Below are 25,340 nucleotides of genomic sequence, written 5' to 3' on the forward strand. Positions count from 1 at the left end.
CGCGGAGGATTTATGGCTATGAATGACAAGGTCGCGCTCGTTACAGGCGCAGCAAGCGGTATCGGTGAGCAGTGCGCGTGCAAGCTCGCGGCAGACGGCGCAACGGTCGTGATCGCAGACTTGAATCTCTCGAACGCTCAAAAGGTCGCTGAAGATATCGTTGCGAACGGCGGAAAAGCCATCGCCGTCGCCATGGACGTAACCAGCGAAGAAGCGGTCAATGCGGGCGTTGCCGAAACGGTGAGCCGGCTGGGCGGACTCGACGTCCTCGTGTCGAACGCCGGCATCCAGATCGTCAACCGGATTGAAGACTACGCATTTGCCGACTGGAAAAAAATGCTGGCCATTCATCTCGATGGTGCATTCCTCACGACCAAAGCCGCCGTCAGACACATGTACGCGTCCAACAAAGGTGGCGCGGTGATTTACATGGGCTCGGTACACTCGCACGAGGCATCGCAGCTCAAGTCGGCCTATGTCACCGCTAAACATGGGCTGCTCGGTCTCGCACGTGTCGTTGCGAAAGAGGGAGGCCCGCGTGGGGTGCGCGCGAATGTCGTGTGCCCGGGGTTCGTCAGAACGCCGCTCGTCGACAAGCAGATCCCCGAGCAGGCGAAAGCGCTGGGCATCTCCGAGCAGCAAGTTGTGAAGGAAGTGATGCTGAGGGAGACCGTCGACGGCGAATTTACAACGCTGGCTGATGTCGCCAACACCGTTGCATTCCTCGCCGCCTTTGAGTCGAACGCGCTCACCGGACAATCTATCGTGGTCAGCCACGGCTGGTTCATGCAGTAAGGAGACGAAAATGTATGCGAACCAGCGTAACAGGCTGCAGCAACCGCACCACCTGAAGCTACCTCCTTATAACGAAATCGGACTCGTGCTCCAGGGAGGCGGGGCACTAGGCTCATACCAGGCTGGCGTCTATGAAGGCCTCGCCGAAGTCGGTATCGAACCGACCCGGATATCCGGGGTATCCATCGGTGCACTGAACACTGCGGTCATTGCCGGCAATGCACCATCGGATCGAGTGGAGGCCTTGCGCGGCTTCTGGAGCACCATCAGCCAACCCGCGGATGTCTTCTCGCACGTTGGCGCGAACATCCCCGCATGGCTGGGGTGTGAAGACGTGGGGCGCAAGTGGTTAGGCGTCTGGGCTGCAACGCGGACTCTGCTGGAAGGTCAGCAGGGGTTCTTTTCTCCACGCATGCATGCGTCTTTCGCAGGGCTCGGCAGAAAGCGTCCAGATCAGGTCAGTCATTACGACACCTCGGCATTGCGTGAAACGCTTTTGAAGTACGCAAACTTCGATCGCATCAATGACGGGAACATTCGCGTGTCCGTTGGGGCGGTCAACGTGCGAACGGGCAATCTCGTCTATTTCGACAATTCGACAATGCGTCTGGCGCCGGAGCATTTCATTGCGTCCGGCGCGCTACCGCCGGGTTTTCCGGCCGTCGAGATCGATGGAGAGTTCTACTGGGACGGGGGGCTTGTTTCCAACACCCCACTCACGGAGATCATCCGAGAAAGTCAGCATAAGGACACGCTCGTTTTTCAGGTGGATTTGTGGAGCTCGCGAGGCAAGCTGCCAGGCGACTTTCTGGACGTCAGCGAGCGCACCAAAGATATTCAGTATTCGAGCCGCACGCGAGCGATCACTGCGTTCATGTCCCAGAACCAGAAGTATGCGCAGATGATCAAGGCGCTGCTTGAGCACATTCCGGAGAACGTACGGCTCGCCCATCCGTTGATCCGGGAAGCGCAGAAAACGGCGGATGGCAGTGCCGTGAATGTCGTACATCTGATCTACAAGAACAAGTCGTTCGAAGGGCACTACAAGGACTATGAATTCAGCAACAATACGATGCGCGAGCATTGGGCGAGCGGTCTTGAGGATATTCGCCGTTCGTTAGGACACCCCGAGTGGTTCGACATTCCCAGTCGCGAAATCGGCTTTGTCACGCGGGACGTACATCGCTATCGGCCGGAGGTCAACGAAACCGTTGACACGATCAAGGAAGCTTTGCCGCAAACCAAACGCTCGCCCGAGGAAAAACTGTCAAGCGTGAAATAGCGGACATCGAGTTCCACCGCGGGCCATTCCATTTTGGCTCGTCAAAGAACGATGAATCAAACATCGTGCCTCGACTGCAACATGACGCGGCGTCACTGCCAAGCGGGGGTATGCGCCGCAAAAGCAGGATCAAAGCGCTTCTTGAACGCCGGGGAGTGTGACGCATCGGGAACCCGCGCTATTGGTAGCCACTCCTGAAGTATGCATTTCCCCATGCTGTTGACCCGGTGAATCTCCTCGGGATCGGTGACGAGCCACAAGCTCGCCACCGTGCCCCTCGGGAAATACGAACATGTCCGTAGAGCTGGCGTCGCAAACCAGGTCAAGAACGCGAGCAACAGCCCGCTCATTCGCGCCCTGCCCCCGTTAGCGCTCCAACTGCTGAATGCCGGCGAGTCGCCACGCCTCGTCGCCCTGCGTGCCCCGGACGATGTTCCATACCTCCACGAACGGCTGCGCGGTCGCGGCGCCGTCTTCCCGCATTTGACCGTAAAAGCGCACGCTAACCAGCGTCTCACTTGCATTGCTTTGCACGCCCAGCACTTCGGCATTGAGTTGCGGTACCTCTGTACTGTTCGGCTCGCTGCCCCGGTTTTCCAGATCGCGCTTGATTTGCGCGAACATCTCCGGCGTGGTCAACTCGAACAGGTCACCCTGATCGTTGCGATCCCATGCGCTTTGAAGACGCATGAACATGGTTTTCGCCGATGCCATCAACTCAGGCTGATCGAGTCCGAACGATTGCCCGGCCGCTGCAGTTACCGCCGTTCCCGCGCCCGCTGCTCCGGCGGAATTGGTCGCGGTGCGCTGCGTTCCGAAAAAATTCGTGTCGGGCCGCGCGTGGCCGGACTGATGCTGGAGCGGCGAGCCGTTGGTATGCGCTCTATTCGTCGCGCCGTGTCCATAAGCCAGATCCGGACGACGCCGATTGGCGATGAAGCGGAACAGCATCACGCCGGCAAACACGACCAGGCCGATCAGCAACGCATTCGACAGCATTTGCGCGAGCCCCGCGCCCAGGCCGAGTGACGACAGCAACGCGGCAATGCCGAAGCCGGCGGCAAGGCCAGCCAGCGGACCTAGCCAACGGTTGCGCGCCGGTGCGGCGGCAGGCGCGTGCGCGGCCTGCTGCGCTGGTTGAGCTTGCTGGCTGCGTTGCGCCGGAGCGGACGGCGACGCCATCTGCGACTGACGCCCCATGCTTTGACCTCCGCCCACGCGCTTCGCTTCGGCGTCGTTGCTTGCGAGCGCGCCTAGGGCGAGTACGCCCGCGAGACCGAGCGCCACGGTCCCGCGCGTCAGCTTACTGGTGACGCGGCGTAATTGATCGATGGTTTGCCTATACATAAAAAGCCTCTCTTGATAAGTCGGGGACCGTCCGCGTTGCGCGTCATGCTTGTCGCGAGGCAACTTACGGACAGTAATAATTTTCGGGTCGTTAAATTTGCCGCCGGCCAGCCTGAAACCGGCCATGCGTGGCCTGCAAACTGTCGCCGTGGATGTAGTGTTCCAGTCGCCGGATCGTGTTTTCCTGCTCCGACATCTGGTTCTTGATCAGGTCGCCGATCGACACCATTGCGATCACCTCCCCCACGGTAATCACGGGCAGATAACGTATGCGGTGCCCGGTCATGAGCGCCATGCATTCCTCCGTCGTCTGTTCCGGGCTGACGTAGCGCACCGCCGTCGACATGATGTCGCGCACGGGCGTATTGCGCGATGAACGGTCCATCAGAACGACCTTGCGTGCGTAATCGCGCTCCGTGACGATGCCGGCAATGCGCCCCTCGTGTGCCACGATGAGCGCTCCGACCTGACGGTGAGCCATTATCGCGATCGCGTCGTATACCGACGCCGACGCCTGGGTCGACCACACTGTCTGTGACGCTTTCGAACGCAGGAATTGTGCAACCGATGCCATGTGTTACCTCTGTCAGCTGTCATTAGCCGCCCGCTGAGGGCTCGGGGCGAGCCTTAAATCTAACCGAACTCAAGACAACGGAAAACTCGTATTTTTATTGCTGATGATTCGAGAAAACCGTAACGTTGCGCAATCGACGGAGGACATGTGAACTTCAAGCATCTGTATTACTTCTGGGTCGCGGCGCACGCGGGCGGGATCGTCCGCGCGGGCGAGCAACTGCATATCACGCCGCAAACGCTGAGCGGCCAGATCAAGCTGCTCGAGGAAGCGCTGGATAGAAAGCTCTTCAAGAAGAGCGGACGCACGATCGAACTCACGGATGCAGGCCGGCTGGCGCTCGACTACGCCGACGAAATATTTTCGCTAGGCTCGGAACTCGAAAGCGCGGTGCGCCGCGAACAGGAGGTCGGCACGCAATCGCGGTTTCGCGTGGGTATCGCGGACTCGGTGCCGAAGGCGATCGCCTACCGGCTGCTGGAACCGGCGCTGAGCGCGCCGGTCTCGCTGCGCGTGATCTGTCATGAAGGCAAACTGCACGCGCTGCTTGCTCAACTGGCCGTGCACCGTCTCGACCTGATCATTGCGGACGCCCCTATTCCTGCAGACGTCAACATCAAGGCGTTCAATCACCGGCTTGGCCGTTCGACGCTAAGCTGCTTCGGCGCTGAGGCGCTGCTGCAAGGCGGCCGCAAACGCTTTCCGATGTCGCTCGGCCAGTTGCCGCTGCTGCTGCCCGGCACGGAATCGGCGGTGCGCCGCAAGCTGGATCATTGGCTGGCATCGCGCGCGATTTCACCGCGCATCGTCGGTGAATTCGACGATGGTGCGATGGCCATGGCGTTCGGCCGTGAAGGCCGCGGCCTGCTGTTCGCGCCGACCGTGCTGGAGAACCAGTTGCAGGCGGAGCATAAGCTGACGATGGTCGGGCAGATCAACACCATCGTCGAGGAATTCTTTGCGATCTCGATCGAGCGCCGCATCAGCCACCCGGCTGTCGCGATGATCATCGACGCGGCGCGTAGTGAATTGTTTAATGCCTAGCGGGCGGCTGTTTGTCACATAGGGCCACTTGTTGTAGGACTCTGTTGTCTCACGGGCGCGGCTTGTCGAACATCGGGCTGACCGGACGAGAACTCGCGGCTCATCTGCTTCGTAGGCATCTACCCGCGCTCAGCTCGCGGGCGGATGCCGGCGCGCGGGATTCAGACAGTCCCGCCGGTCCATCTTCACGCGTTCGCCCGTGTGCTTGGAAATCAGCGGGGGCCACCTCGCGGCCGTGCTGTTTAAGCTCGCGCAACTGCTGGCAGTAGTACACCTCAAGGGGCAGCTTCGTGACAGAAGGACGGACGCACCGCGAGGCGCTTGCTTCCAACCCGCAGTGGCATTGGCCGTCTCATTTACCTGACTTTAACTCCGCCTTTCGGGTTAAGTAAAAGGTACGTCGTTTGGGTATCGGCGTCGACAGATCACCTGGCATTTCTCAGGTACGCATGCGTCGTCGTCGCTGGATGACTGAATAGCAGAATAGGTTGGCGGTCAGGACGGACGACCGCACGCTATTCGAATGTCGGCATCATTCCAGCGTAGCGCTCGTTATTATCGTATGGATTACGAACTAATATTAAAGGCGGGATCGGCACGAAAGCCCGTCTTCTCCAACGACTCTTCTCTCTGTTAGCAGGAGTCCCGAAAGGAGCTTTTTGCTACTCCAATCCGAAACGCGTACCCTACCAGCCTTCTCTCACCCCCACGACTTACCGCGACATGCCAACATATTGGCAGAATCCGCCACCCCTCAATTGAGCCCCAGAAGCTTATGTAGCATGCGTTCGAGTAATTGAAGACACTCTGAAACAACCAGGCAAATCAAACATCTCCGGGGACGTACAACGATGGGGCCTCGTGGCAATGAACAGCATGAGAACGCACTTCAAACACCAGGTTTGACACAGGAAGGCAGCGCCAGGCACATCGGCGTCGCTCTATTCAACGGGTTTGCGCTTCCAGACATAGCGTCCATTCTCGAAGTGTTCCAGTCGGCGAATGCCTTGGGCGATTCGCGCCACCTGGGGCGCATGCGCTATGAAGTCTCTCTGTTATCCGCGTCCGGTGGGCGGATCGCCAGTTCATCCTCGGTGTTTATCTGGACCGAAAGCGTCGGGGCGCAGCGGCGTGTCGATAACTTTCACGCGCTCTTCATTGCCGGCGGCATAGGCGCAACGACAGCGTTCCGCGACGACCGTCTGATCGTGTGGCTGAAACGCACCTTCCCTCGAAGCGACATCGTGCACGCAATCGCCGAGGGCAGATTGCTACTGGATGCCGCCGGCTTCGCGGGTGCGCGAGCGGCACAGACACACGGACAAGACAGCCCACGAGCCCACGCTACCGCTCGGCCCATCGATGCCGTCGATCATTCGTTGAGTCCGCTGCAAATCGCCCTACGAATCGTTGAAGACGACCTCGGGTCCAATATCGCTCAGCAAGTCGCCGATTGGGTTGCGCCGCGAGACAACATTGAGTCGAGTGTGAGTATTCGTGCGAGCGCGGCGCCGCATGTCAGCGAGAAGATCCAGGCATCCGCGAGATGGCTGGAAGCCAACGGCAGGCGTCCCGTTTCCATCGAAGCCGTCGCTCAGGTCGCCGCAATGAGCGAACGCAATTTCCTGCGGCGCTTCAAGAGTGAAATGGGCATCACGCCTTCTGATTATCTTCTTCATGTGCGACTCGAAATGAGTTGCAAGTTGCTCGCTAGCACGAGCCTGCCGGTCGACCAGATCGCGCGCCGCTGTGGAATCGGGAGTGGTGGCCGCCTCGCCAAACTTTTCCGCAAGCATCTTTCCACAACGCCGACTGAATACCGAATGAGCAAACAGGCTTCAAGAAAGTCTTCCTGATGCACCGATCCACTGAGGCGCTCAGGCATTCATATGGCATGCTCGAACACGTCCGGCATGACGATGGTCGCTTCAATCGCGATAACAGCGAAAACGATTCACGAGCGCCAGCACCGAGTCGAGCGTATCGTCGCTAGACACTTCCTCGCTCGATCCTTGAGCGCTCTTGTGAGTCAACCCTGCGGATTCAAGCGCAAATTGTCCGCTGCCAACACTTTGCACGATTTCGGCATGCCCATAAACGCGGCGCAGCCATGCCAGTATGCGCTCGTCGTATTTATAGGCCTTGCACGGGCCGCCAACCACAAAGACAGCGTGGACATCGTCGACGTGACGGCTTTCGACCGCATCGGTCCACACCAGAACGCCGAGCGACGAACGCACCGCGCCGCCCTTTTGCGAAACAAGCAGGAGACGGTAGCAGTTCCCGTCAAGATCTGTATTTTCCTTGCGGTTCGCAACATCGAAGACCTCGACGAGGCACCCCATTTCGATCAGCGAGAAGCCCTCCGTTAAGACAAGGACGACGGTCCTGGGGCGACGAGCTGCCGGAACGGATCCGCGCATCATGTCATGGATTGTGCTTCTTGCCAGATCCGCGGCATTTTCCATAGCGCTCACTCCGTGCATAAAGAGAAATCGGACGTCTCTGCGGCGCATCATATCGGCTGGCTTAAGCCGGGCTTTTTTTCACGTCCGAATTGACTACGTTATTGGCGGGATTTATCGCAATGGCGCTGACGTGCGGCGGGAAATATGGAAGTGGTTATAGAGAAAACAGTTATCGTACTCCTACAAAAGATGCTGACCAACGGCATCTATTGATAAATGTTTTATGTGCCGTTCAGGCAAAGTCTTGATGAATTTCGCCGTTTTGACGCTGCTGGTAGCTCAAACGCCTCAACTCATTGCTGCCGCATACTCGCGCGGCAGGTTTTTGTACAGCTTCCAGAACATTCCACGAGCCGGCCAGCCGCTTTTCCGAAAAACCGCGGCTAATCTATGCCCGACAGATCGTTGCAAGTACTAAACCACGACCGCCAACAGTTCCGCAATACTCACATCGGGCAAATGTCTCGCGATCATATCCCAGAAAATTATTTCGTGCATCGCGCACGCATCTTCGGCCGAATTCCACGCACGTGCGCCTACAATGGCGTCGGCGGTCTCGCAAGCGGCTGCAACGATTGTCTGAATGTGTTGTTTGTGCATGTACCCGTTAACGACCGTGCTTTCGACTTATTTAGCCCCGCACGCAATCGTTTGCCAAGAGTGCCACGAACTCCTCGTCACCTTGGCGGAACCGGCCTACGGCCCGCCAGCAAAGGCGCTCAGGTCGCTCCGTGCTGCCGCAGCATAGCGATGCCTGACTCTGCAAGCGACTGTAGAAAGCCTTCGTTGAACTTTGCCGTCCACCTTGAAGCACGCAGACATTGCGGGTTAATACATTAAAGCCGGTCGTCAACCTTTTTATTTTTATACCGGTTTCCATGTAAATGTGCAAAAACAGTGCTATACAGATTGAATCCCGTTTTCGACATGAAAAAAGGAAAAACTATCCAGAATATTTTTGATTAGTCATGCAAGCATGTCGATTGGATAAATTGCACCGCCTCCGTGCAATTTATAATTGGGTTGATGTCGCGAACAGCCAATTTGTTGGCCGATTCGGCCATGTAATAATGGCGGCGGAATCAATCGTATAGCATTCGCTAACAACAAGAAAAGACAGAGCTAGAAGGCTTTGCAGGCCAATACATTCCGGGGAAAGACAGATGGAGCTGGTACAGACTCTACCGAGGTACTTGCGGCACAACATCGAGTCGACGCAAACGAGCGAGGTAACTCATGTCGACATCGCATTGTTCAATGGTTTCGCGCTGCCTAAAATCGCAGCGATCATCGAGGTCTTTCAGAAGGCAAATGCTGTCACTGCAGCACAGCGCCCGGGCGGAATATATTATGACGTCTCGTTGCTTTCTGCCGGAGGCGGCCGGATTGCGAGTTCTTCGTCTGTATTTGTCTGGACGGAAAGCGTCGAAACGCATAGAGGTACGAATGACCGGCATTTACTCTTTATCGCGGGCGGCGCGGGCGTTCAGCAGGCATGCCGTGATGAGCGTCTGAGCAACTGGCTTCGCCGGCGGCATCCGTTCAGCGAGATCGTTCATCCGATTGCGGAAGGACGGCAGCTTCTGGACGCAACGGGACTTCCGAGCCGCTACTGTGCGCTTCTCTACGGAGAGAGCGACGCACACGACCTCTATTCAGCACGGCCGCTGGCCGAAGCACCAACGGCCGTAAGCACCGCGCTACGTCTTGTCGAGGAGCATCTCGGGACCGACCTCACGAGGCAGATCGCGGAATCTATCGCGCCGGAGCACAGAACGCCGTTCGGTACGTCCACTATGCGTGGCGCATCGCCTCAGGTCAGCGAAAAGATCATGGCATCGGTACGCTGGCTCGAAGCCAATGTCGACCGCCCTGTTTCAATCGACGCCGCCGCGCAGGTTGCAGCAATGAGCGAACGCAACTTTCTGCGGCGCTTCAAGAGCGAGATCGGCATGACGCCGTCCGACTACCTGCTGCGGGCGCGTTTGAATATGAGCTGCAAGATGCTGGTCGAATCGCGGTTACCGGTCGACAAGATCGCCCGGCGCTGCGGGATTGGCAGCGGCGGCCAGCTAGCCAAACTATTCAGGAAGTATCTCGCGACCACACCGTCCGACTATCGAATGAGCAAGGGCGCGCCGCTGACGGATCCGTCCTGAGCGCCGCATCGCCTGTCGAGGCAGTCAGCTCGCATATCGAAACCGCCGCACGCGTCCTTTCGCATCTTGTTACCTCTCACGGCTGCGCCGCTTTTGCGATTTGTCGCGGGGCGCGCCGACTAACCGACTCGCGCCATGATTCACGAAACTGCGTCCAGCTCTCTCTCGCACGTCGTCAGCACAGGTGCTCTTTATCGCCGTGATGCAATGCGCACGGACGCGCTGCCGCTTCGGATCGGTCTTCGTTTATGGGGTTTCGACGAATATGAAGTACGAGGCTGGGGCGAGAATCTGCCGACGTTGGGCGGGCGCATCTCGTGGGAAATCATGCATGATTGCGATGCTGACGGAGTCGGCGCCGTGATCCATCTTGTGAGGTCGTCCGCGCAAACGCTCGCTTCGTTTTGCTGGAACTGTGTTGGCGCGAACCGGGCCATTCGTCTGGCGCAAGGCGCAGCCGTGCTGCACGTTGCAGTCTTTTCGGGCGATGCGCGCCGCTTGCCCACGCCGCGCTATGGGTTATGGGCGATCGCGGGAAGACGCTCCGAAGAACAGACAGTTCACGAAATCGCCCGGACGTTGGTGTTTCCACGCGTGATACACGCAAGGTGACGCGTTCGCGGACGGTGCTATAACGCCTGCCGGACATCATCACAGCAACATGCCTGCCGTCCGCTGCGCACTCCTGCCGCAGATATTCGATAAAACCCAACTTCCGTGATGCAATCGCTTTGCACGAGCATCGCCATCATCATCGTGAGTCAACTCGTCCCGGCGCCCTATATCGCGCGCGCCTATTCCACGCGTTGTGATTTGCTTACGGCGAAAGATCGGTTCGTCAAGCTCGCGTCGGCAGGTAGGATGGCTCGCCATATGCCTCCCTGATGTTCTCGCCTGCCATGTCCACGATAAAAACACCGAACAACCGTCGCACGTTTCTCAAGCTCTCTCTTGGCGCCGCCGCAGCGGCCGCATGCGCTGCGGCCGTGCCGGTTGCCTTTGCGCAAGCGCCGGCGCCAGGCGCGCCGCGCGCGTTGCGCATCGGCAATCAGAAGGGTTATCTGAATTTGCTGAAGGGCCGCGGCACGCTCGAAAAGCGGCTCGCGCCGCTGAACGTATCTGTGAGCTGGACTGAGTTCGCCGCCGGCCCCGTGCAGCTCGAAGCGCTGAATGTCGGCTCGATCGATTTCGGCGACGTCGGCGAAGCGCCGCCAATCTTCGCGCAGGCGGCCGGTGCGCCACTCGCCTATGTGGCGGCGACCGTGCCGCGGCCGCAATCGGAAGCCGTGCTGGTGCCGCCCGGCTCGCCGATCCGCTCGGTGGCGGACCTGAAGGGCAAGAAGATCGCGCTCAACCGGGGCAGCAACGTCCACTACTTTCTGGTCAAGCTGCTGCGTCAGCACGGCCTCGAATACCGTGACGTCAACGTGGCGTTCCTCGCTCCTGCCGATGCACGGGCCGCGTTCGAGCGCGCGTCGATCGACGCATGGGTCATCTGGGACCCGTTCTTTGCCGCGGCGCAGAAGTCGTTGGGCGCGCGCGTGATCGCGGACGCGAGCGGCGTGGTGGGCAATCGCGGCTACTACTTTTCGTCGCAGAGTTATGCGGCGAAGAATCCCGACGTGATCCGGATCGTGATCGAGGAAATCGAAAAGGTCGATCAATGGGGCGGCCGGAATAAGGACCAACTGGCGAGCGAACTGGCGCAGCTATGGGGTTTGCCGAAGCCGGTCGTCGACCTCGTGGTGACGCGGCAGCAGTTCGGCACAGTGCCGATCACGCGCGCAATTCTGGGCGAACAGCAGCAGATCGCGGATGCATTCCTCGAGCTTGGATTGATTCCGAAACACGTCGACGTGCTGAAGGCCGGACCGCCGGGTGTGGCATAGCGCTCGTCGCGCGCGTATCGGATCTTCGCCGACGGAGTGCTTACAGGCACCGCTTTCCGGGCTGCGTCGACGTTAGCACTGGAAAGCTCGGCGAAAGTTCCGGTTGCTCTCGGGCTCGCGGTGAACTACATCTAAAGCCGGAGCGCATTCGAGCGGCAACCTTGCGCCCCCAATCAGAGAGAGGAGAAGCCGTCATGGGTATGCGCCCCGATCCCACCTTCCACGCATCGCCGAAACTCGCGATGGATGCGCCCGCCGAAGACTACGCGTACACGCTCCTGCTCAGCCCCGATTTTTCGCAGCCCGACGCGCTCGCCGTTATCGACGTCAAACCCGGCTCCTCGACCTACAGTCAGGTGGTTCACACCGTGCCTGTGCCGAACAAAGGTGACGAGTTCCACCATTTCGGCTGGAATGCGTGTTCATCGGCGCTATCGCCATTGACCGGCCATGCGTTTCTCGAACGGCGCTATCTGATCATTCCCGGCATGCGTTCGTCGCGCATTTACATCGTCGACACCAAGCCGCATCCGACCCAGGCGCGGATTCATAAGATCATCGAGCCCGAGGAAATCTTCCGCAAGACCGGCTATTCGCGTCCGCATACGGTTCATTGCGGGCCGGACGGCATTTACGTGAGCACGCTCGGCGGCGGAGGGCCGGACGGCACCGACGGGCCACCCGGCATCTTCATCATGGACTGCGAGACCTTCGACGTGCTCGGCCGCTGGGAAATCGATCGCGGTTTGCAGGAGAAGCACTACGACTTCTGGTGGAACCTGCCGCGCGATTACATGGTGTCGAGCGAATGGGCATTGCCGCCGCAATTCGAAAACGGCATCGTCGCCGAGGATTTGCTGTCGAACAAGTATGGCCACACCGTCCACTTCTGGGACTTGCGCGCCAGACGCAATGTGCAGACCATCGACCTCGGCGCGAATCATCAGATGGCGCTCGAAGTGCGGCCCGCGCACGATCCGAGCCGCGAATACGGTTTTATCGGCGTCGTGGTCGATACGACGAATCTCGAAGGCTCGATCTGGACCTGGTGGCGCGAAGGCGGACAGTTTCACATCGAGAAGACAGTGACCATTCCGCCCGAGCCGGCGGCTGCGGAATCGTTGCCGCCGTTGCTCCAAGGATTCGGCGCGGTGCCGCCGCTCGTCACCGACATCGATCTCTCCATTGACGATAAATTTCTCTACGTCGCCTGTTGGGGCACCGGCGAGATGCGTCAGTACGACGTGACGGAGCCGCGCAAGCCGAAGTTGGCCGGCTCGGTTCATCTTGGCGGAATCGTGCGGCGCAGGCCGCATCCGAATGGCGAGGATTTCACGGGCGGCCCGCAGATGGTCGAGATTAGCCGCGACGGCAAGCGTGTCTACTGGACCAACTCGCTTTATTCGACGTGGGACAACCAGTTCTATCCGAACGGCGTACCCGCTGCGCAGGTCATGGCGCACGCCGATCCCGCTGGCGGCCTCACGCTCGCCGACGACTTCTGGGTGAAGTTTCCCGACGGCTACCGCGCTCACCAGATCCGGCTTGAAGGCGGCGACTGCTCGACGGATTCGTTCTGCTATCCGTCGGTGGGCGTTTGAACGGCGGCTGGTCGCAGACCGGCCTGTGGCTCGCGGTCGTCGCAAGCGGTTTGTATCACGGCGTCAACCCGGCGATGGGATGGCCGCTTGCCGTGTCGAGCGCACTGATGCAAAGGCGGGCCCGCGCACTCTTTGCCGCCCTCTTCTACCTCGCCGCCGGCCATGTGCTCGCGATCTTCGTGATGGTGATGCCGTTTGCGATGCTCGCGATCGTGCTTGCGTGGCAGCGCGAAATCCAGGCCGGCGCGAGTGCGCTCGTGATCGGCTTCGGCGTGTTCCTGCTGATCTGGCGGCGCCATCCGCGTGTGCTTGCGCGGATTCCGCCGTCGCGGCTTGCGCTGTGGTCGTTTGCCGTTGCTATCGCGCACGGCGCGGGACTAATGCTCGTGCCGATCTATCTCGGTCTGTGCCGCGCTGGCGGCGTCGATCGAACGCACCAGGCCGCGCAGACGCTGATGGAAGCGAGGCTCGGCATGGCGCTGCTCGTCTCCGGTGTGCATGCCGCCGCGATGGTGCTTGTCGGCGGACTCATCGCGTGGCTGGTGTATCGCTATCTGGGGCTAAAATTCGTGTCGCGAAGCTGGTTCAATCTGGACGCCGTCTGGGCCTTCAGTTTCATCCTCGTTGGCGCACTTGCGTTGGTGCTCAATGCCGGCCTTATAAGCGGCACTAGAGGATGACGGCGGGGCTGGGCTTCGAAGTCCGAGCGAAGCCCAACCCGCTCACGCTAACCGGCTACGAGCCCTGCACGAGCGCGGTAATCTGATCGGTGGACATCGCACCGCGATAGATGCGGAAGTCGTCGATCGATCCATGGAAATACGGGTCGCCTGAATACTGCGAGCGTCCGATCCAGTTCTGTGCCGCCGGACCGACGCGCCACGGTGCGAACACCATGTCGGTCGAGCCGCCGATCACGTTGCCGTTCAGATACAGCGTGGCCGTCGTGCCGGACAAGGTCACGGCGACATGCGCCCATTGTCCCGTCGGCAGCGCGACATTGCCGTTGATGGCGCGCTCGCCGTGCCCGCCGTTGGTCGTGATCGCAAAGCGCATCAGGCCGCTCGAACTTTTCGGCGTGAGGAACAGATAGCGCCCCGTGCCCGCGCCGAAATCGAAGATGCGCGCCCACGCGTTGCCGCCGTTCCAGAATACCCAGGCGGCAATCGTGAAGTCCGATATGTCGGCGACGACGTTACCCGGCAGGCTCACGTAACCGCTGGAACCGTCGAGCGATACCGCGTTGCGGCTGTGGCCCGCCGCGCGAGTCGCGCCGCCGATGAGCGTGCCGGTATGGCCGTTGCCCGTCGCATCGGCGGCGCTTGTGCCGCTTGCTTCGTCGAAGGTCAGATAGGTGTGCAGTTGCAGCGCTGTGACCGCAACGACCTCCGCCGAGTTAGAGCTTTCGCCCGTCGCCGTCTGCGCGCTGACGACGTAGTACCACGTACCCGCCGATGGATTGTCCGTATAGGTCAACGGATCCGCGATACCGCTAGCGACAGTCGTGTAGCTTCCGCCCGAACTCGACGCACGCTTCACGTTATAGCTCGTGCCGCCCGCGACGCCCCACCATGACAGCACGACCTGTCCCGCGCTCGGGAACGCGGTGAGACCGCTCGGCGCCGTGGCGGGCGTCACGGCGTCCCGCGTACAGGTCAGCGTGCCGTAGCCGAGCTGGTCGAAGCCGCCGCTCGCCGTGCCGTAGTTGCCGCCTCCGCCCTCGGGCTGAATGGCCAGCGCGAATTTCGTCGACCACGGTGCGGCCAGTCCCTTGCGATTCACGTAATGGTTGTAGACGAGCGCCCAGCACGGCCGGATCGTGCCTTGCGAGGCCGTGGAGAAACCCGGCTGCGTGACGTCGACGTTCGTATAGCTCACATAGGGCACCGTGAGATAGGTGCCGTCCGCTTGCACGAGATTCGACTTGGCTACGTATTCCGCGCCAGCGAGAAAGCGGTTGTTGTCGTAGCCGTACAGGTCGATGCCCTGATTCCACGCCATCTCGCAGATGGCGCCCCCGAGCGCGATGCCGAGCGTGTTGTGCCCCTGGTCGCGGCCCGTCTCCTGCCATTGCCCAAGATAACCGGGGTGCATGTAATAGACCGCTTGCGCGATCGCACCGTTGCCAGCGCCGTCGATATAGTAGTTGACGGCCTGATCGAACAGCGTGTGGTCGTCGCACAGCACGCCGATTGCCATGATCGACGCCATGTTGCACAGGTCCCAGTTGGCCCAGTAATGCGTGATGTCGGTGTTGTTGTGCCGGTTCAGGAAGTCGACGTTGATCGGATAGAAGATGTCGCGCATCATCGTCTGGAACGCCGCGAAGTCGGCCGCCGCCCAGCCCGAATATCCGCGCATGATTTCGCCGGCGTTCGCGAACTCGTAGCCGTAGATGCCGGCCGCGAGATCGACGTTGCTGTCGCCGCCGAGTATCTGCAATGTCGAAGACCACGCGTTCATGATCTGCACGGCCTTGTCGGCGTAGGCCGTATCGCCGGTTATTTTCCAGCGCAGCGCGGATGCATAGGCTGCTGCGATGTCGCCGTACAGCACCGGATAGTTTTGCGCGCCGCTGCCGCCGCGATCCACCTCGACCTGAGGACGCGGCGACCAGGACAGCCTTGCGTGGCTGTTGGCGATCAGCACATTCCAGCAGTCGTACCACGGCGACGCCTGAGCGGCGACTTTCTGCGCCATGCGGTCGAAGTCGGCTTGCGTATGCAGCAGCCCGGGATGAGCGAATGCGCCGCTCGTGGCGACGTCCGCTGCCCCGTTCGCGACATGCGCCAGCGTAATGCCCGATGTCGATACCCGGCTCGTCGCGCGGCTCCCGGGCGTGACCGGAGCGCTGATTCCACCGTCACAGCCCGACAGCGCAAGCGCGCCCAGGCTGTATAAAAAGGTTCGCCTCGAGATGCCTGGGTTTTTCTCGTTGTTGCTCTTCATGTCGTCCCTGCGTGCAATGTGGTGAATAAACCGCGAGCGGAAGGAGATGCAGGCCGATCAACGCATTGCGGCGACGCCGGGTACTTCCCCCAAATGCTCTGTCGCAAACGTTTGCTTTCGGCGCCGGCATTGCGACGCAAGCGTGATCTGGCCTGCCTTGTTAACGGACGAGAATGCCTTCGGGCATAGCGCGAATGGCGTCCGGGAAGGCTGAATTATGGGTAGGGAAAAACTGATACAGCTCGCGTGGTCTGGGTGCGGGGCGCGACGCGCGAGCCGGGTGTTAGTCGCTCAGACAAGAGGACTGAAAGATATCGATGCGTGATGGATCGTAACGGCGCTATTCGACATTCGACGCCTCGCGCACCACGGCCGCGACGCTGTCGAAATTGCGGTCGCTCATCCGCTTGAGCACCGCCAGCACCTCACCGTCTGCACCGTTGCGCGTGGCGAGTTCGACCAGTTTGTCCCGCGTTGTCGGAAAAGCGGCGCCTTCGAGCGCCCGCGTGATTTCTTCGGGACGCGGTTCGTCGGGATGGCGGTGGTTCTGCGAGCGAGCAGGATGCTGAGCCATGTTCATCTCCTTTGCCGGGTGGAAAAGCTGGACTTCAACAGGGGCGCATAAGCTGTGCCTCATTCCTCGTGTACCGCAACGGGAGTGCCTCGCGCCTGGAACCTTCTCCATCTGACAAAACAGTTGTTACGTCTGCCAAAATTTCAAACACTACACAGCGCAACTACAAACCGCCGCTTGGTTCAAAAGCGATAAAAGGTCGTCACAGCGAGGTCGTCACAGCCCCGAGCTCAGCCGTGGAATGCCCCTTGCATCCTTATTACCATTGACTGTCGCATGGACCGCCATGAGTGAACCCGACTCCACGCAACCCGAACTACTCGACGCGCCGTCGCGCGACACCGCCGACGCGCCGCCTGTCGCCCGCAACGGCGAGCTGATGGACACCCGTTCGACGTGCGAATGGATTCTGAAGGCGCATCGCGCTAGCGTGCTAATCGACGCGGCCTCTTACTACGCGGTATTGCGCGAGATGATTCCGCGCGCGCGCCATTCGATCTTCATCCTCGGGTGGGATATAGACAGCCGCATCGAGCTCGTTCCGGGCGGCGTGGACGACGGCTTTCCCGCGAAACTGTCGGAGTTCCTTTGCGCCGTGCTCGACGCGAATCCGCAGTTGCGCATCTACCTGCTCGGCTGGGACTTCGCGATGCTGTACGCATTCGAGCGTGAGTGGCTGCCCTCTTACAAGCCCGCGTGGCATGCCCACCGGCGGCTCTGGTTCCGGCTCGACGGGCGTCATCCGCTGGGCGCGTCGCATCACCAGAAAATCGTCGTGATCGACGACAGCCTCGCGTTCACCGGCGGCATCGACCTCACCGGTTCCCGCTGGGACACGCCCGAGCATCGGCCTGACGATCCCCTGCGCAAGAACCTGGGCAAGACGAGTTATGAGCCGATGCACGACGCGCAGCTCATGTTCGACGGCCCCGCGGCCGCCGCCCTCGCGCACCTCGCGCGCGAGCGCTGGCGGCGTTCGCGCCGAAGCGCCAAGGCGGGCCGGCCGTTCAACGGCAAGTCGCCGTCGCGTACGGATTTGTGGCCGTCGGGCATCGAGCCGGATTTCGTCGATGTCGATCTGGGCATTTCGCTCACCGAACCCGCCTACGACGGCAGACCGGCGATCCAGCAGGTGAAGGCGCTGCATCTTGCCGCCGTGGCTGCCGCGCGCCGCAACATCTATATCGAGAACCAGTACTTCACGGCGAACTCGGTGGGCTCGGCGCTGCAAAAACGCATTGCGGAAGAAGACGGCCCGGACCTCGCCGTGGTGTGCCCTTACCGGCAGAGCGGCTGGCTCCAGGAAGCGACGATGGGCGTGTTGCGCGCCCGTCTGCACAAACTCCTGAAAGCGGCGGACAGCAACGGCCGCTATGCGATGTACGCGCCCGCCGTCGACGCCCCCAACGGCCGCTTCGTGAACGTGCACAGCAAGATCATGATCGTCGACGAACGTCTGCTCGTGATCGGCAGCGCGAACCTGAACAATCGCTCGATGGTGCTGGACTCCGAGTGCTGCATCGTGATGGACGCGCGCGACAATCCCGCGAGGCAAAAGGCGATCGCGCGCATTCGCAACCGCCTGCTCGCCGAACACCTCGATTCCAGCGAAGCGGACGTCGAGCAGGCGCTCGCACGGCATGGCCGCCTCAACGCGGCGATTGCGAGCCTCACACGAGGCTCCGTGCGCACGCTCGAACCGTTGACGCCCGAGGTGCCCCCCGAACTGCGCGATATCGCCGATCGCGTTCATGTTCTCGATCCTGAAGCGCCGATTGCCGCCAATGAACTGCTTGCGCAGTTCTTGCCCGAGCCGACTCATCGTCCAGTGATTGCGAAACTGCTCGTGCTCGGCGCGCTCGCGCTCGCTGTGGTCGTGCTGACGCTTGTCTGGCGCTTCACGCCGTTCGGTCATGAGCTGAGCTTCGCGAAACTTGCCGCCGAGACCCAGCGGCTCGCCGACATGCATTTCGGCCCGATTGCGGTCGTCGGGATGTATGTGGTGGCGGCGCTACTCTCGGTTCCGGTGACATTGCTGATCGCCGTCACAGGTCTCGTGTTCGGCGCGGTGGCCGGCGCCGCCTACGCGCTGACCGGAACGCTGATCGCCGCGGCGGCGGGCTGGGCCGCGGGCGCGTGGCTCGGTCGCGACGCCGTGCGCGAACTGGCAGGCGCGCGCCTGAATCAGCTCAGCGAGAGGCTGCGCAGCAAAGGATTGATGGCGGTGATCTTGCTGCGGCTGGTGCCGGTCGCGCCGTTCTCGATTGTCAATCTCGCGGCGGGCGCGTCGCATATCCGCTTCTGGGACTTCATGGCGGGCACGGCAATCGGCATGGCGCCTGGTGTGGTGCTGGCAACGTCGTTCGCTCGTCAACTGGTGGCCGCCGTCATGCATCCGACGCCGCTTTCGTTGATGCTGGTCGCCGCGATCGGCGTGGCGCTCGTCTCGATGTCCCTTGGCCTGCGGCGCATGCTGACGAGGCGGCAATGAGCGGGCGCGCGAACGAAACCGAGGCGCTCGAGGAAGCACAGTCCGCGCCGCGCGTGCAAGCGCGGCCGGCCCACACGAGCCATGCGAGCGAGCCGCTGCGCATCGTCACGTATAACATTCACGGCGCGGTGGGCACCGACGGCAAACGGTCCGCAGCGCGGATCGCGCAAGTGATTGCGGCGCTGAACGCCGATGTCGTCGCGTTGCAGGAAGTGCCGCTGGGTGGCGCGGCCAGCATCAACGTGCTGCTCGAATTGCAGGAGCTGACCGGCATGCACGCGGTGCCGGGGCCGACGCTAGACAGCCCCGACCGGCGCTATGGCAATGCCGTGCTGACCAATCTGCCGGTGTGCGCGGTGCGTACGCTGGATCTGTCGTTCGGCAGCCGCGAGGCACGCGGCGCGCTGGATGTCGACATTGAGACCGGCAACGGCGTAATGCGTATCGTCGCAACGCATCTGGGCCTGTCGGCGCGCGAACGCCGCGCACAGGTGCGGCTGCTGCTCGAAGCGTTCGATACGCCCGATCTTCCCGTGATCCTGGTCGGCGATCTGAACGAATGGTTTGTCTGGGGATGGCCGTTGCGCGCGCTGCTCACGCGCTTTGGACGGGTCGCCGCGCCGCGCACGTTTCCGTCGCGTTTTCCGGCCTTCGCGCTGGACCGCGTGTGGGTGCATCCGGCGGCACGGCTCGTCGATATTCAGGTGGATAGAAGCGAAGCGGCGCGCGTGGCGTCGGATCATCTGCCGTTGGTGGCGCGCGTGCTGCGTTGAGCGTGCTGCGTTGAGCGTTGGTGTTGACGTTTGTGTTGTTGCGGGCCGGGCCTGGTGGAACGGCGCGTGCTGGGTTGGCTGTATTCATGGCACGCCCATGTCGTTTGTGACGACTTCAGCCAGGAGATGATTCATGACCGAGCAACCCGACTCTTCCAGCAACGAGCCCGCTACGCCGGCCTCGCCGCCCAGCCCGTCGACGCCTTCGCGCGAGGGCATGTCGGGACCGGGGCCGGCTCAGGCCGAACCAGTCCCGTCACCACCGCCGGGTGCGTCGCGCACGCCGGGTGGCAATCAGCTCAACGCAATCGACGAAGCCGATGCCGACAAGGTCGTGCCGAAGGACCCGAAAGGGACACAACTGCGCGACACGACTTCGCCGCCGGGTGCAGGCAGCCACACCGTCGACGACGAAGGTTCGCCGCCGAAGCCGTTATGAGCAAACCGGCCCGACAGACACATCAAGCTTCTATCTTCGACATGACCGCGGTTGCCGGGTCGTAGCGATAGCCCTTCTGTTCGAGGCGTTCGGCGAGCGCCGCGCTGATCAGCTTCTGCTGCGCGTCGCGCGAGATCAGATCGTGGTCCGGCTTCAGCCGCTCCAGTTCGGAGGAAAGCCGACGTAAAAGCGCGACCTCGGCGGCGCTGCGAGCCTCGAGGAACGTGACTTTCTGGTTGGTCATACTGAGCCGCTGTTTCAGCTCCTTCGCATGCGCGACCCACTGTTCGGCCAACGCGCGCAGCTCGCTGTACGCCTTCTCGTGCGTTTTGGCCTGGCTCGATATCTGACGCCGAAGTGAGGCGAGTTCGTCGGCCATAACGGCTTCCTTCGACTCCGTTTCCGGGAATGGTTTATCGGGGGACGAACTATCCGACGCGGTGCCTTGCTGTTGAACCCGCTCGAGCCGTTGGGCGTGCGCGCTTTCACGTTCGGCAAGCTTGTGTTCCAGCTCCGTCACGCGCTGTTCGGCGGCCTCTGCACGACGCGCCGCCGACGATGCATCGTGTGCGAGCCGGGTCGTCTCCGCTGTCGCCGCCGCATTGGCTTCGCTCATGGTGGCGAGCTGTTCGCGCGCCACGTTGAGTTCGTGCTGCACGCGTTCCAGTTCGCCGCGCTGCGCGGCTGCTTCGTCGTGACGAGCCGCATTCGCGTCGCGCTGCGCAGAGAGTTCGGCGCGGGCCTGATCCAGTTCGGTCTGCAATGCGGCGAGTTGCGCGAGGCTCTCGCTGGCCCGTGACGCGGCGTCCTGCGCACGCGATGACGCCGCGCTCGACTCTTCCGCCCAGCGCTGAACTTCCTTCGCGTGTGCGTCGCCGGCCTCGCCAAGCGTGGCGGCCTCGTGGCGCGCCGCGTTGCGCTCCTGGGTCAGACGCGCGATGTCTTCGTCTTTGGCGGCGGCTGCCGTGTTTAACGCTTCGCGCGCCTGACGTTCTTCATTGAGCGCGGCTTCGGCGGATTGCTGGCTGGCTTCTGCCGTCGAGGCGCGTTGTTCGGCTTGTGCAATACGCGCCTCTGCCGTGGACGCCCTTTCCTCAGCTTCTGTCATGCGTCGCTCGGCATCCGACGCCCGTTCGTCGGCTCGTGCAATGGCAGCTTGTGCCGTCGATGCCCGCTCCTCCGCCTGCGCAATCCGCGCCTCCGTCGCCGCCTCGCGCTCCTCGGTTTGCGCAACACGCGCTTCGGCCGCTACGGCCCGTTCCTCGACCTCGGCCGCGCGCTCGTCGGCGGCTTTCGCGCGGTCTCTCAATCCCGACAGCTCCGTCGCGAGGCGGTTCATGGCGTCTTCGGAAATGCTCAGCGCGTTCGTGAGCGTCGCGACGCGCTCGCGGGCCAATTCGGCTTCGGCCAGCGTGTTCTGGTACTCGGCAAGCGCCTCGTCGCGCTCGGCGGCGATCGCGTCGGCGTGCTGGCTCGCAACGGCAAGACGCTGATTGACGACGCGCTCGGCTTCCTCGCGGGCGCTCGCCCACACATTGCCGGCCGCATCCAGCATGGTTTGAGCGACGTTGTCCGGCAAGCCGGTCATGACGGGCGCGGCGTCCGACGCGGGCTCGCGAGCGTCGCGCCAGCGCTGCAAGGCTGCGGACACGGCGACAATCGAACCGCTGCGGACTTCACCCCAGACCGCCAGCGCGGAAACTTTTTTGCCTTCGCTAACCATACGGTCCGCAATTTGAGCCACCCGGTCATCGGTGACGGTGTCTGGTTCCATGGACATGAACGCCTCGAAATTCAAAGTAAGCCGGCGGGGATCGAGCCTTCCGCGCCGTTGGTATCGGGGTATTTTACCTGGCAATCTTGTGATGCCGCGGCTGGGCGATCGGGCCTCGTCTGATGCTCACAGACAGCCGGCACCGTTACCCGCCGCTATACACCACTTTCCAGACCACGTTTCCCACGTCGTCAGCCACATACAACGCGCCGGTGCCGTCGATCGCGACGCCGACCGGCCGCCCTAGCGCATGTCCATCCGCGGTAAGGAAGCCGCTCAGGAAAGTCTCCGGCATACCCGCCGGCCGGCCACCGGCAAACGGCACGAAAACCACCTGGTACCCGCTGTGCGGCTTGCGATTCCACGACCCATGCTGTCCGACGAACGCGCCGCCCCAGTAATGCGGTGGAAAGTTTTTGCCGCTGTAGAACACGAGCCCGAGCGATGCCGTGTGATTGCCCAGCGCGTAGTCGGGCACGATGGCGCTCGCCACCTTGTCGGGCCGTTGCGCCTTCACGCGCGTGTCGACGTGTTGTCCGTAGTAGCTATACGGAAAGCCATAGAAGCCGCCGTCTTTCACCGCGGTCATGTAGTCGGGCACGAGGTTGTTGCCCAGTTCGTCGCGCTCATTGACCGCCGTCCAAAGCGCGCCGCTATCGGGTTGCCAGTCCATCCCGTTCGGATTGCGCAGACCCGACGCGAACACGCGCGACAGCCCCGTCGCCGGTGTGAATTCGAGGATGAGCGCGCGGCCCTCTTCCGCCGCGATGCCGTTTTCCGCGGCGTTGCTGTTGGAGCCGACCGTGACATACAGGCGCCGGCCGTCGCGGCTCGCCACCACGTTTTTGGTCCAGTGATGATTGATCGGGCCGGCCGGCAAATCGGCCACTTTCTCGCCCGCTGCCGTGATTTGGGTGTCGCCTGCGTGATACGGAAAGCGCAATAGCGCGTCCGTGTCGGCGACGTAGAGCTGATCGCCGACCAGCGCCATGCCGAACGGCGAGTGAAGCCCCGAGATGAACACGCTACGGCTTTGCGCCGCGCCGCCCTGGCCGCGCAGCAACATGATCCTGTCGGGGCTCGGCACGCCCGCGCCCGCGCGCTTCATCACCTGCTTGCGGATCCAGCCGAGAATGCCTTGGCCCTTGTCGTGCTCGGCGGGCGCATTGCTCTCGGCGACCAGCAGATCGCCGTTGGGCAACGCATAGACCCAGCGCGGATGCTCCAGTCCGCTTGCGAAAGCCGTCACCGTGAAGCCCGCGGGCGCCACCGGTGTGCTTTGAGCGTCGCGCGTCCGGACGGGCGCGATATTGACCGTCGGCAGCAGCGACGTTTGCGGCGCGGGCAGCTCCGGGTGCGGGCCCACGCCTTGGTCGCCGACGTCCAGCGCACTGGACGCGCAGGCCGCGAGACCCAGCGAGAACATCACGGCGATCGCGTTCAGATGCGTTTTGCTGCTTCTGGCGTGTTGATTGTTCATTGCATTCGCCCCGCATTTCGGAGTCAAGGATCGCGGCTAAACTTCGCCGCGCCTCAGCAGATAATCGAGCCCGCCGATCCGATACCACCTGAACCCATACGGTTCGAGCACGACCGAATGGCGACCGTCGTCGCCTTCCTGGCTATGGTCGTCGGAGAGAAGGTTGATCAGCCGGTCCTGGCCCGGCTCCTCGCAGCCGGAGCGGAATTTCACCGTGCAGGCCTCGTCGCCAAAGTTGTGCATACACAGTACCGAGTTGTTGCGCCAGTCGTAACGCAGCGCGAGGACATCGCTTCGCGACGTGCGCAGCACGTCGAAGTCGCCCCAACTGATTTCGGGCACTTCGCGGCGCATGCGGATCATGCGTTCCATCCAGTTAAGAAACGAATTCGGATCGCGCCGCTGACTCGCCACGTTCACGCGCTCGAAACCGTAAGCGCCACCGGTTATCACACGAGACGGCGGCTTCGGGTGCTTCGTGAAGCCGCCATGCGGTTCCGTCGACCATTGCATCGGCGTGCGCGCGCATTCGCGCTCGGGCAGGCTCAGGTCGTCGCCCATGCCGATCTCATCGCCGTATCGGAACACCGGCGTACCCGGCAAGGTCAGCATCAGGCTGTATGCGAGTTCGATACGGCGCCTGTCGCCCGCGAGCATCGGCGCGAGTCTGCGGCGAATGCCGCGCTCGTAGAGTTGCATGTCGGGCTCGGGGGCAAACGCGGCGAACACGGCCGCGCGCTGTTCAGGCGTGAGGCGGCCAAGATCGAGTTCGTCGTGATTGCGCAGGAACACGCCCCATTGCGCGGTGGGCGGGCGCGGTTTCGTCGCTGTCAGCGCCTTCTTCAACGGCGCGGTGTCGCCGGTCGCGAGCGTGTAGAACGTGTTCTGATTGAGCTGGAAGTTGAACATCATCTGCAAGCGCTCGCCCTGATCGCCGAAATATTCGAGGTCGGTATTGGGCAGCACGTTGGCTTCCGCGAGAATGATCGCGTCGCCCTGACGCCACTGCAGGAACTCGCGAAATGCCCGCAACATGTCGTATTGCTCGACGGGCTCGCGCACCTTCGGCCCTTTCGTCGAGATGACGAACGGCACGGCGTCCATGCGGAATCCCGACACGCCAAGCTGGATCCAGAACCCCATGATCTTCAGCAACTCGGCCTGTACGTAGGGGTTCGAGGTATTCAGATCCGGCTGAAAATCGTAGAAGCGATGGAAATACCAGCGCTTCGCGTGCTTGTCGAAAGTCCATGTCGACTTCTGCACGCCCGGAAACACCACGCCGTCCTTCGCATTCGGCGGCTGCCTGTCAGACCAGACATACCAGTCGCGATACCTGGACTCAGGATCGCTGCGTGCTTCCTTGAACCAGGGATGCTGATCGGACGTGTGATTGATGACGAGATCGATCATCACACGCAAACCGCGCTCGCCGCACGCGTGTGTAAATTCGGAGAAGTCGCCTAGCGTGCCGTATTTCGGATCGACGTTGTAATAGTCGGAGATATCGTAGCCATTGTCGAGGCCGGGCGAGGGCTGGAAAGGCATCAGCCAGATCGTCGTCACGCCGAGCCCTTGCAGGTAGTCGAGCCGGCGCAGAAGGCCCTGAAAATCGCCGACGCCGTCGCCATTCGCGTCCATGAAAGTGCCTACCGAAAGGCAATAGACGATGGCGTTCTTGTACCAGAGGTCGTTGAGCAT

General features: G+C 61.8%; 20 protein-coding genes. 12 read left to right on the forward strand and 8 right to left on the reverse strand.

Translation table 11 applies throughout. The annotated features are described in order from the left end of the window. Positions 1–12 precede the first annotated feature (12 nt). Together C0Z16_RS15755 and C0Z16_RS15760 are read left to right on the forward strand one after the other, a co-directional pair. Positions 13–795, forward strand: coding sequence for a 3-hydroxybutyrate dehydrogenase (locus C0Z16_RS15755; protein WP_102633053.1), 783 nt, complete (start codon positions 13–15; stop codon positions 793–795). A 10-nt stretch (positions 796–805) separates the two neighbouring features. Then, a complete protein-coding gene (locus C0Z16_RS15760) occupies positions 806–2,077 on the forward strand; it encodes a DUF3734 domain-containing protein (RefSeq protein ID WP_102633054.1) in 1,272 nt (423 codons plus the stop codon). Between the two features lie 366 nt (positions 2,078–2,443). Here C0Z16_RS15760 and C0Z16_RS15770 read toward each other — a convergent pair whose 3' ends face one another. Beyond that, on the reverse strand, positions 2,444–3,424 hold the full coding sequence (locus tag C0Z16_RS15770; RefSeq protein ID WP_102633056.1) for a Tim44 domain-containing protein: 981 nt from the start codon (positions 3,422–3,424) through the stop codon (positions 2,444–2,446). 91 nt (positions 3,425–3,515) lie between these two features. After that, a complete protein-coding gene (locus C0Z16_RS15775) occupies positions 3,516–3,998 on the reverse strand; it encodes a CBS domain-containing protein (RefSeq protein WP_102633057.1) in 483 nt (160 codons plus the stop codon). A gap of 147 nt (positions 3,999–4,145) precedes the next feature. Between C0Z16_RS15775 and nhaR the strand changes: the two genes are divergently transcribed. Together nhaR and C0Z16_RS15785 are read left to right on the forward strand one after the other, a co-directional pair. Next, positions 4,146–5,042 (forward strand): transcriptional activator NhaR, encoded by an 897-nt coding sequence (gene nhaR, locus C0Z16_RS15780; RefSeq protein WP_102633058.1) that lies wholly within the window; start codon positions 4,146–4,148, stop codon positions 5,040–5,042. An 851-nt stretch (positions 5,043–5,893) separates the two neighbouring features. After that, a complete protein-coding gene (locus C0Z16_RS15785; protein ID WP_102633059.1) occupies positions 5,894–6,898 on the forward strand; it encodes a GlxA family transcriptional regulator in 1,005 nt (334 codons plus the stop codon). Positions 6,899–6,970: 72 nt separating this feature from the next. Here the strand turns inward: C0Z16_RS15785 and C0Z16_RS15790 are convergent, their stop codons facing one another. Further along, positions 6,971–7,510 carry a DJ-1/PfpI family protein gene (locus C0Z16_RS15790; RefSeq protein WP_158244491.1) on the reverse strand — a complete coding sequence of 180 codons (540 nt, stop codon included), beginning with the start codon at positions 7,508–7,510 and terminating at the stop codon, positions 6,971–6,973. 1,163 nt (positions 7,511–8,673) lie between these two features. Here C0Z16_RS15790 and C0Z16_RS15800 point away from each other — a divergent pair. The 5 genes from C0Z16_RS15800 (at position 8,674) to C0Z16_RS15820 (ending at position 13,839) form a co-directional block, all read left to right on the forward strand. Next, entirely contained in the window at positions 8,674–9,669 is a 996-nt protein-coding gene (locus tag C0Z16_RS15800) for a GlxA family transcriptional regulator (protein WP_102633062.1), read from the forward strand. Positions 9,670–9,804: 135 nt separating this feature from the next. Then, positions 9,805–10,281 carry a hypothetical protein gene (locus C0Z16_RS15805; protein ID WP_102633063.1) on the forward strand — a complete coding sequence of 159 codons (477 nt, stop codon included), beginning with the start codon at positions 9,805–9,807 and terminating at the stop codon, positions 10,279–10,281. Positions 10,282–10,568: 287 nt separating this feature from the next. Further along, a complete protein-coding gene (locus tag C0Z16_RS15810) occupies positions 10,569–11,558 on the forward strand; it encodes a sulfonate ABC transporter substrate-binding protein (RefSeq protein WP_102633231.1) in 990 nt (329 codons plus the stop codon). 194 nt (positions 11,559–11,752) lie between these two features. Then, on the forward strand, positions 11,753–13,159 hold the full coding sequence (locus tag C0Z16_RS15815) for a selenium-binding protein SBP56-related protein (RefSeq protein WP_102633064.1): 1,407 nt from the start codon (positions 11,753–11,755) through the stop codon (positions 13,157–13,159). Then, complete coding sequence (locus C0Z16_RS15820; protein ID WP_102633065.1) at positions 13,156–13,839, forward strand: hypothetical protein; 684 nt, start codon at positions 13,156–13,158, stop codon at positions 13,837–13,839. The genes C0Z16_RS15815 and C0Z16_RS15820 overlap by 4 nt, the downstream gene beginning before the upstream one ends. Positions 13,840–13,894: 55 nt before the next feature. On the opposite strand, the gene C0Z16_RS15825 is transcribed toward C0Z16_RS15820, so the two are convergent. Both C0Z16_RS15825 and C0Z16_RS15830 read right to left on the reverse strand, forming a co-directional pair. Next, positions 13,895–16,108, reverse strand: coding sequence for a LamG-like jellyroll fold domain-containing protein (locus C0Z16_RS15825; protein ID WP_102633066.1), 2,214 nt, complete (start codon positions 16,106–16,108; stop codon positions 13,895–13,897). Positions 16,109–16,448: 340 nt separating this feature from the next. After that, a complete protein-coding gene (locus C0Z16_RS15830; RefSeq protein ID WP_102633067.1) occupies positions 16,449–16,682 on the reverse strand; it encodes a DUF2795 domain-containing protein in 234 nt (77 codons plus the stop codon). Positions 16,683–16,968: 286 nt separating this feature from the next. Between C0Z16_RS15830 and C0Z16_RS15835 the strand changes: the two genes are divergently transcribed. The 3 genes from C0Z16_RS15835 (at position 16,969) to C0Z16_RS15845 (ending at position 20,385) form a co-directional block, all read left to right on the forward strand. Beyond that, complete coding sequence (locus tag C0Z16_RS15835) at positions 16,969–19,173, forward strand: VTT domain-containing protein (protein ID WP_102633068.1); 2,205 nt, start codon at positions 16,969–16,971, stop codon at positions 19,171–19,173. Then, the gene (locus tag C0Z16_RS15840) at positions 19,170–19,946 is read left to right on the forward strand and encodes an endonuclease/exonuclease/phosphatase family protein (RefSeq protein ID WP_102633069.1); all 777 of its coding nucleotides are present in this window, start codon (positions 19,170–19,172) and stop codon (positions 19,944–19,946) included. Before C0Z16_RS15835 ends, C0Z16_RS15840 begins: the two co-directional genes overlap by 4 nt. Positions 19,947–20,079: 133 nt before the next feature. Then, positions 20,080–20,385 carry a hypothetical protein gene (locus C0Z16_RS15845; protein WP_102633070.1) on the forward strand — a complete coding sequence of 102 codons (306 nt, stop codon included), beginning with the start codon at positions 20,080–20,082 and terminating at the stop codon, positions 20,383–20,385. Between the two features lie 22 nt (positions 20,386–20,407). Here the strand turns inward: C0Z16_RS15845 and C0Z16_RS15850 are convergent, their stop codons facing one another. The 3 genes from C0Z16_RS15850 to C0Z16_RS15860 all read right to left on the reverse strand — a co-directional run bounded on the left by C0Z16_RS15850 (position 20,408) and on the right by C0Z16_RS15860 (position 25,340). After that, positions 20,408–22,165 carry a DNA-binding protein gene (locus tag C0Z16_RS15850; RefSeq protein WP_102633071.1) on the reverse strand — a complete coding sequence of 586 codons (1,758 nt, stop codon included), beginning with the start codon at positions 22,163–22,165 and terminating at the stop codon, positions 20,408–20,410. Between the two features lie 139 nt (positions 22,166–22,304). Continuing rightward, positions 22,305–23,585 (reverse strand): PQQ-dependent sugar dehydrogenase, encoded by a 1,281-nt coding sequence (locus C0Z16_RS15855; RefSeq protein ID WP_407070676.1) that lies wholly within the window; start codon positions 23,583–23,585, stop codon positions 22,305–22,307. 90 nt (positions 23,586–23,675) lie between these two features. Further along, on the reverse strand, positions 23,676–25,340 hold the full coding sequence (locus C0Z16_RS15860; RefSeq protein WP_102633073.1) for an alpha-amylase family protein: 1,665 nt from the start codon (positions 25,338–25,340) through the stop codon (positions 23,676–23,678).

The organism is Paraburkholderia rhynchosiae (assembly GCF_002879865.1).
In the GTDB taxonomy this organism is placed as follows: domain Bacteria; phylum Pseudomonadota; class Gammaproteobacteria; order Burkholderiales; family Burkholderiaceae; genus Paraburkholderia; species Paraburkholderia rhynchosiae.